This is a genomic window from Candidatus Dormiibacterota bacterium (assembly GCA_035544955.1).
GTDB lineage: Bacteria > Chloroflexota > Dormibacteria > CF-121 > CF-121 > CF-13.
The window spans coordinates 65,900-73,475 of record DASZZN010000036.1 but is presented as its reverse complement, the minus strand read 5'-3'; the positions used below and the strand labels follow the sequence as shown (position 1 = coordinate 73,475).

8 protein-coding genes are annotated in these 7,576 nt (G+C 63.4%); 3 read left to right on the top strand and 5 right to left on the bottom strand.

The features are described from left to right. Positions 1 to 685: winged helix-turn-helix domain-containing protein (locus VHK65_13605; GenBank protein HVS07182.1), on the top strand; the 685-nt coding region annotated here is incomplete at its 5' end. Positions 686 to 752: 67 nt separating this feature from the next. Here VHK65_13605 and VHK65_13600 read toward each other — a convergent pair. Further along, a complete protein-coding gene (locus VHK65_13600; protein ID HVS07181.1) occupies positions 753 to 2,600 on the bottom strand; it encodes a peptide ABC transporter substrate-binding protein in 1,848 nt (615 codons plus the stop codon). Between the two features lie 122 nt (positions 2,601 to 2,722). Then, on the bottom strand, positions 2,723 to 2,869 hold the full coding sequence (locus VHK65_13595; GenBank protein ID HVS07180.1) for a hypothetical protein: 147 nt from the start codon (positions 2,867 to 2,869) through the stop codon (positions 2,723 to 2,725). On the opposite strand from VHK65_13595, the gene VHK65_13590 reads away from it, so the two are divergent. Both VHK65_13590 and VHK65_13585 read left to right on the top strand, forming a co-directional pair. After that, positions 2,810 to 3,424, top strand: a complete 615-nt coding sequence (locus VHK65_13590; GenBank protein HVS07179.1) for a SurA N-terminal domain-containing protein — start codon at positions 2,810 to 2,812, stop codon at positions 3,422 to 3,424. The two genes, VHK65_13595 and VHK65_13590, sit on opposite strands and share 60 nt — an antisense overlap. A gap of 76 nt (positions 3,425 to 3,500) precedes the next feature. Next, entirely contained in the window at positions 3,501 to 3,902 is a 402-nt protein-coding gene (locus VHK65_13585; protein ID HVS07178.1) for a DUF4383 domain-containing protein, read from the top strand. Positions 3,903 to 3,973: 71 nt separating this feature from the next. Here VHK65_13585 and VHK65_13580 read toward each other — a convergent pair whose 3' ends face one another. Genes VHK65_13580 through VHK65_13570 form a run of 3 tightly spaced genes read right to left on the bottom strand, consistent with a single transcriptional unit; the run spans position 3,974 to position 7,507 of the window. Further along, complete coding sequence (locus tag VHK65_13580; GenBank protein ID HVS07177.1) at positions 3,974 to 4,705, bottom strand: DUF4386 family protein; 732 nt, start codon at positions 4,703 to 4,705, stop codon at positions 3,974 to 3,976. Between the two features lie 37 nt (positions 4,706 to 4,742). Continuing rightward, the gene (locus tag VHK65_13575) at positions 4,743 to 5,876 is read right to left on the bottom strand and encodes a C39 family peptidase (GenBank protein ID HVS07176.1); all 1,134 of its coding nucleotides are present in this window, start codon (positions 5,874 to 5,876) and stop codon (positions 4,743 to 4,745) included. Then, a complete protein-coding gene (locus tag VHK65_13570) occupies positions 5,873 to 7,507 on the bottom strand; it encodes a multicopper oxidase family protein (GenBank protein HVS07175.1) in 1,635 nt (544 codons plus the stop codon). Before VHK65_13570 ends, VHK65_13575 begins: the two co-directional genes overlap by 4 nt. Between the last annotated feature and the right edge of the window lie 69 nt (positions 7,508 to 7,576).

The window sequence follows — 7,576 nt, the reverse complement described above, 5'->3', positions numbered from 1 at the left end:
AGGGAAGCCGCCGAGCACGCACGCCCGCGCTCGAGGCGCTTGCTGCCGGTGTGCCCGAACGGCGCGAGGTGATGGGCCGGCTGCTCGCCTTCCGGCCGAGGCGGTCAAGGATCTTGTCCTTGACACGCTCAGGGGCTGGTACGAGCGAATCTTCCTGAGGGAGGAGCCCATCGTATCCGCGCTTCTGGAAGACGAAAGCGCCGCGCGGTGCATGCTGCTCACGACCGATCCGGAACGCCTGATCTTGCTTGCGACCGGCGTTCGCTACGACACGCGGCCGGACGTCGACACCGTGCTCCTCGTCCCCACCTTGATCATGCGGCCCTGGCTCGCGGTGGTGAACTACCGGCGGATGCGGATCTACTGTTATCCCGTCGCCGACGATGCCGGCCTGCCAGACACGGTGCCGCCGGGGCTGGTGCGCATGCACGAAGCGCTCGCCGACCCGATCCGTCTGCGGATCCTGAAGGCGTTGGGAAACGATCGCCTCTCCGTTGACGAGCTCGCCGATCGACTCGATGAGGATCGGAACACGGTCCGAGCCCATCTGGCTCGCCTCCGCTTCGGCCGCCTGATTCATATCAACTGCGGCCCAATCTGCACGTACGAACGCCGGAGCGACCTGATGCGTGCCGTCGGTCAGCCGCTCAAGTCCTACCTCCAGCTGCCCGTCACATCCTTATAAGACGCGCCCCCACCCGACCCTCCCCCGCAAGCGGGGGAGGGAAAAATGGGGGTGGAAAAGGCGCGGTCTACGACGCGCCTTTGTGGAACCAGTCCGGTGCGTTGCAGGTCGCCAAGCAGGTGTTCACCGTCGCCGCGAAATTGCCAAACACGGTGCCCACGCCGAAGACGTCGGGCCGCTCGTACAGCTCGATCGTCGGCAGGTAGTCCCGCCACTCGGTCTGCGCCTTCTTATAGATGTCGACACGCTGGTTGATGTCGATCGTGTTTTCGCCCTGCAGGAGCAGGTCCGTCAGCTTCGGATCGTTCGCCCGGTTCCAGTTGACGCCGGACGGGTTCTGGGCGTTGGGGATCTGGCCTGGCAGCGAGGTCGTGCCCCAGGAGTCGGGATCGGGGGCCCAGTTGTTGGCATAGAGCGTCATGTCGAACTGGCCGGTGGACTGAATGCCGCCGCCCTGGAACGCCTGGAAGAAGATGCCGGCCGGCCAATTCTTGGTGGTCACGGTGCAACCGATGTCCTTCCAGTTACTGATCAGCAATTCCTCCTCGGCCGCCCGTTGCGGGTTGCCGGTGGTGGTGCTGATGACCCACGCGCACTTGGTGCCGTTCTTGGCGCGGATGCCGTTCGCGCCCTTGACCCAGCCGTCCTGGTCCAGCATCGAGTTCGCCTTGGCGACGTCGCGCACGAACTTCGGCGTGGTCGTGTCGTAGTAGGGCGCGAGAGTGGATACCAGGAAGCTGTTCATGGTTTTTCCTATACCGCCGACCAGCTGCTGGTTCATCGAGTCCTTGTCGACGGCAAGGGCGATGGCCTGTCGCAGGGTCCGGTCATCCTTCCAGATAGTTGGCTTGCCGCAGGTCGCCGCGAACTTTTGCGCATCGCACCCGGTTTCGTTGTTGCCCAGGTTGAAGTTCAGAAATTCGTCGAGCAGTCCGTTCGCGTTGACCGGCTTCATGTGGGTCGACCCCTGGAGGCTGGGCAGGTCTTTCGCGATCATGTCGAGGCCGAGATCGGCATCACCCGACTGCAAGCCCGCGATCTGGGAGGACTTATCCCCATAGATTTTGTAGGTCAGCTTGTTCAGGTAGGGCGCGTGATTGAAGTATTTGCCACTCGAGCGGCCCGCGCTGTAGTTCGGGTTCGGGACCAGGGTCACGATGGCCGCAGGACCCGGCGAGAAGTTCTGGACCATGTAGGGCCCGTTCGTCACCGTCGGCTTCTTGGTGAAATAGTCGCTGGTCGCCCAGCTCGCCGGTGCGATGCTGCCCAGCACCGACTTGGGGACGATTGCCGTGTTGAGCAGCAGGTACGGCGCATAGATCCCGCTTGACAGGTCCGCCTGCAGACCACAGGAACCGCTCTTGCGGGGCCCGAAGTGCCAGATGACGGTTTGATCGTCCTTGATCTCCTGCGAGGCGATGTGGTCGTAGCCGGTCTGGCTGGCCGCTCCCACGTCGGGATTGCAGATCGCCTCGATCGTGAACTTGACGTCCGCGCTGGTCAGGGGCGAGCCATCCGACCATTTCATGCCGGACCTGAGCTTGATCGTGACGTCCATGTGGCTGTCGTCGATCTTCTTCACCATGCCGTTGTCGGTCGTCGGCACGTCCGTGACCAGGTCGGGTATCGGCTTGTTCTGGCCGTCGAAGACCCAGAGCGACGCCCAGATCGGCCCGGTCACCACCTGCTGCGTGGTCGCGGCACTGCTGGAAAGGACATTCAAATCCTGCACCGGTTCCCAATCGGAGAAGACGAGGTTGCCGCCCTGCGTTCCTTTCGCCGGGTTGTACTGCGTGAGCGTCAGTGAACTGTTGGTGGTTGTGCTGCTTCCGCCGCATGCCGCCAGCAGTACGCTCGTGATCGCGCCGATGGCCGTTGCGGCAGCCGGCCGCCACGCTCGTCTGGTGTTTTCCATCGTTGCCTCCTGTTGCCCAAATGCAGTCGTCCCTCCACGCTATGGGCTGCAGGCGGCGTTTATCAATGGATCAGTTTCTTACGCAGATTAGAAAGTGATTAACGAAGCTCGGGCGGTCGACGCTAACTGGAGCGCGCCTGAAGGTTTCCGATCAGGATCGGTTTCGTCGTAGGCAACTGCTGCTCTCCCGGCTCGATCGTGATCGCGAACTGCTGGAACTGCGTGATGTCGCCGGTGAGCTGCGCTCCCAGGTCGCCCGTGGCACTCACGCTGATGCCCTTGGCAGTGGCGCTCGGCGCGTCCGGCACAAGAGCGGCGTCGGCGACGCGATCCGTGACCCCGCAGTGACGGTCAACGGCCGGGCCGTCTCCGTCGACCTGTACCAGTCGATCGTCGCCACCGAGCAGCACAAGTTCGAGCGGACCGGCGCGCTGGTCAACTGGCAGTCCGCCTCCGGTCAGCGTCGCCGCGCGGCGATCGAATCGGCGGTTATCAGGGAATTGGTGCACGATGCCGTTGTCGACCAGCTCGCCGGCGCGCGCGGGATCGCCGTGACGCCCGCCGACCTCGCCCAGGCGTTGTCAGCGGCGGAGCAGGCATTCGGAGGGCCGGTGGCGTTCGAGCAGAACCTGGACCAAGCGGGGCTTGCCCGGTTGGAGTTTTCGTCGCTGCTCCGCTATCGAATCCTCGAAGCGCGTCTGATGCAGCAGGGCATCGCCACGAAGGGCGTCATCGACAGAGCCGTCGGTCAGGCGCAGGTTCTCGCCACCATTGGCCCCTGTGCCGGAAACCAGTCTTACCCGGCCTGCCTCACGTCCGAGTGATCCAAGCGTCCCCTTAGTGCGTAGCACCTGATGAGTCCCGCATGTGGATATCTTTTGATATGGAGGTTGCGTGAATATGAGAGGTCGCTCACTTGTCCAGACCGTCGCGCTCGCGTTCGGAGTCATCTACCTGCTGGTGGGGGTGCTTGGACTGGCACCGTTCGTGGGAGGCAGCTACACGCAGACGAATAGCAACCTCCTCGGGTTTGTTCCGATCAATCTGCTGCACAACATCGTCCATCTCGTGATCGGCATCGCGGGCATTGCCGCGGCCGGCAGCCTCGCGCGTTCACGGCAGTTCTGCCAGGTCTTCGGTGTCGTCCTCATTCTGATCGGCATCGTGGGAATCTTCGTCAACAATCCCCTCAACCTGCTCCCGATTGGCGGATTTGACGTTGTCATTCACCTCGCGACCGGTGGAATCCTCGCGTATTTCGGTTTCGTTAGCGCGACGCAACCACGACCGGTCGTCGCATAAGCCCTTCGGAGTTCTCCCTCCCCCGCCCTGCGGGGGAGGGCGCCAGGGAGGTGGCACCTTCTGGCTCGCGGTTACAAAGGGCGGGATGGTCGCCACGCGCTAATGAGAAGCCAGACGGCCGCCGCAATCACAAACAGGTAGGCGGCCAACTGGGGCATCGCGCCTGTTGCAGAGAAGCCTTCATAGCCCAGCAAAATCCCGTGCACGACGTAGGCGAGGCCCGAAAACCCCAATAGCAAGCCAATCGGCCGGGGAATCCTGGCCATCCAGAAGATGGCGATCCCGAAGAGGATCAAGGAAAGGCCCAACGTGAGTTCCTGGTAGCTTCGGACGCCCCACTCGAGCCAGCGGACCAACTCAGCGCTCGCGAATCGTGCGGCTTTCTCCGCGTCAGGGGCGTTGACCCAATGATCAACGGCCTGCTTCAGCGCGACCCCATCCACCGCTTGAAGAACTCCATAAAGCGCGAGCGCGGTAACGGCGGAAACCGCCGCGAACCGAGCTATCCATCCGCGCTTGCGAGTGGGGACGTCCAGAGCAAAGAACAGCGCCAGCAGTCCGGCGATGACAAGCGCCATCCCAACGAACTGGCCAAGGTGGACAGCTTTCCATAGGCTGCTGCTCGCGTACTCGGCGAAGACGGCCTGGTGGTCGTTGGGATTTTGCTGGCTGGGGTGGAAGATACCGATCAAGAAGGAGGCCGCCACGCCCGCGAACAGGAGCGTGGCTGATACCCGGAGCAAGGCGCGGTCACCGCTAGGAATTTCTTCGTCTGTTCTCTTCATCGTCGTCTTCATCATCATGTTGTCCTCCCGTTAAGTGTGGAGCGTGTTTGGGTGATCAAGCGAGGATCACCGACATGTCGTCGTACGTCGCGTAGACGGGCTCGAAGGTGCTCTTGGAAATCCATTCCGGCCCGGACTCGGGATTGTTGATGAGCACGCGGGTCGGGGTCACGCCAACCACCACGACGGCGTGCTCCCCCGGGCCGGCGTAGGCAACCTTTCTACCATCGAAGGCGGTGTAGTCCCGCCGATGCTGGATGACCCATTTGTAGGTGACCCACGTGACGACGGGGTGGCCGGTCAGGACCGCGGCGTAGACATCGGCAGGAGGAATGCCCTGGCCCGCCCGAAGGACGCGACCACCGAGCACGCCCGCGGCGCGCGCGATCGTCGGGTAGTAGGTGCCATAGCCGGTCAACGCGATCTCGCTTCCACTGACGTTGCCTACGAAGGTGGCGAAGGGGTCGCCCCAGTGCATCCCGGCGTTATCGAAAGTCGGCGGTCGCAAATCGCTCCCGATGATGTTGAGGACGGCGGCGTCCGTGGTCGCGATCCCCTGGTACGCGAGGGCCATCCGCAGGGACGCCGACTCGCAACTCAGTGCGAAGGCCTGGTGGTACCACGGGACGATGAGCACGCGCGAGCCGGGCAACACGCTCGGCTGCGCCGTCGGCGACGCGGTAGAACTGGGTTTGTCCTGGAAGGTGATCGGCGTGCTGGTTCCGTTCTCGGCGTCACCCTTTGCGGGCAGGTCATCGACGAGCAACCGTCCATTCACCGAGAGGATGACGAGTTCCGCATGGACGTTGCCGTGGTAGAGGCGTACCGAGGCGATGCCGCCCCCAGCTACGGGCGTAACGTTGATCGCCCGGTCGACCGACGGATTCTGCTCGCAGGGACAAAAGTGCGCCTGCGTCGCCACCATTCGGGCGCGCAGGGCGTCGGTTATTGGGCACCCCGAGTAGTCGTTACCACCGGGCCGCGCGGCGCCGTTCTCCTTGAGGTTGATGCACTCGACGTAGTAGCCAAACGTCGTATTCAGCGGGAAGACTTGATCGGCCAGCGCCGTTAGCGCAGCCGCGCTTGGCATGGAGGGGGTAGGCGTCGCCGCCGGCAGGGGACTGCCTGACGGCGCCGCTCCGCACCCGCTCAGCACAAAGACCATCGCCAGGACGGCCAAGGCCCTCATAAGCGGACCGGCTCAGAGCGCCGCCGCACGTCAAAGCTGAACATCATCCCGCTCTGGTTGTGTTCCGCAATGTGGCAGTGGGCCATCCAGCGACCGGGATTCGACACGTCCAGCAAGATGTCGATGGACTGGCCCGCGCGCACGAGGACCGTGTCCTTCCAGACGAGATTGGTCTCCGGTTGGCCGTCCCTGGACAGGATGAGGAACCGGCCGGCGCCGTGGAAGTGGAAGGGGTGGTGCATCGGATGATCCGAGTCCATCTCATTGACGAGCCGAATCTTTACCCGGTCGCCCACATCGAAAGCCCACGAAATCGCACCGTTCTCCGCACCGGTCTCCCGGTCGATGACTTTCCAGATCATGTTGCTGGGATTGGACGCCCGATTGATCTCGGGCATGAGATCTTCCCACTCGATGCCGTCGCCACCAGCCCTGTCTATGGCGTCCTGGTGCAACTGGTGTCCCACCATCGCCGATGTGCTGGACGGAATCAGCCTCATCCCGCATTTCGGGCAACGCCCGGGCTCAGATTCGATGACCTCCGGGTGCATGGGACACGCGTAGGCGGAGGCTGCCGGGGCGTCGCCCCCGTACAGGAGGGGCATGGATGAGACAAAGGCCAGCACCTTGTCGGGTCTTCTTTCGACGTAGTCCGTAATCGATTCCCGAGTCGCGGTCAGTTCCGGGTCAAGGCGCAAGCGGTCGAAGGCGTGTTGCGCCGCCGAGCCGCCGACACCGAAGACCGTATAGACGCCAAGGTCGTATCTGTGACCCGGCGTCCGGTGCTCGAACGAAACGTTGCCTTCCGTCTCGAACAGCACGTCGACAATGGCGCGCTCCGACGGCGCAATGAGCACCTCATCGACAAAAGTCTCGCGCTCGTACCGCCCGCTGTCACCGCCGATGAGCTTCATCCGAGCTCCGCGGACAGCGAAATTGAAGATCCGGGTATTGGCCGTATTAACGAGAGAGAGGCGCACCACCTCACCGCGCTTGGCCTCGCCCTTCAGCCCCGTGTCGCCGTTGACGAGCAGGATGTTGCCGAAGCGACCCATCGCTGTGAACGTCGGGCCCGACTTGTGGAAGGGAGCGATCCGTCCGCCTTCAAGCAGGACGTCGTCCAGAGTGACCGTCAGCTCGCGGTCGGCTGGCGGCCAGTAGGCCGGTTCCGCAGGCTCGACCAGGATCGTTCCATATAGCCCCATTTCGAGCCCATAGTCCTCACGGACGTGCGGGTGGTACCAATAGAAGCCAGCGTCGGGAAACGTGATCCTGTAGGTGAAGGTTGCACCGACGCTGATCGGGACTTGTGTCTCGTGCGGAACGCCGTCATAGCGGTTCTCGAGCCTGAGTCCGTGCCAGTGGACCGTTGCCTCGATGTCGCCATGATTTGTCACGTCCACGGTGACCTCCGATCCCTGGTCGACGTGCAAAGCCGGCCCCGGAATTGATCCGTTGTAGGCGAGCATCCGGACCTCGGCGTTCCCGATGCGCTTGAGCACGGGGGCGATCCGGAGCTGGAATCGATCGCCGTTTCTGAGACGGACGGCGGTTGGGGTTAAGGCGCCGGGGAGTCCCGCCGTCTCGATGGGGAAGAGGTCGTCGGACGGGTCCCCGGCCGTGTGTTGCATGCATCCAGTGTCCTGACCACACTGGTGGGCCGCACCGGCGGAATCGCCGGGTTTTCGGCGCCGGTGGTG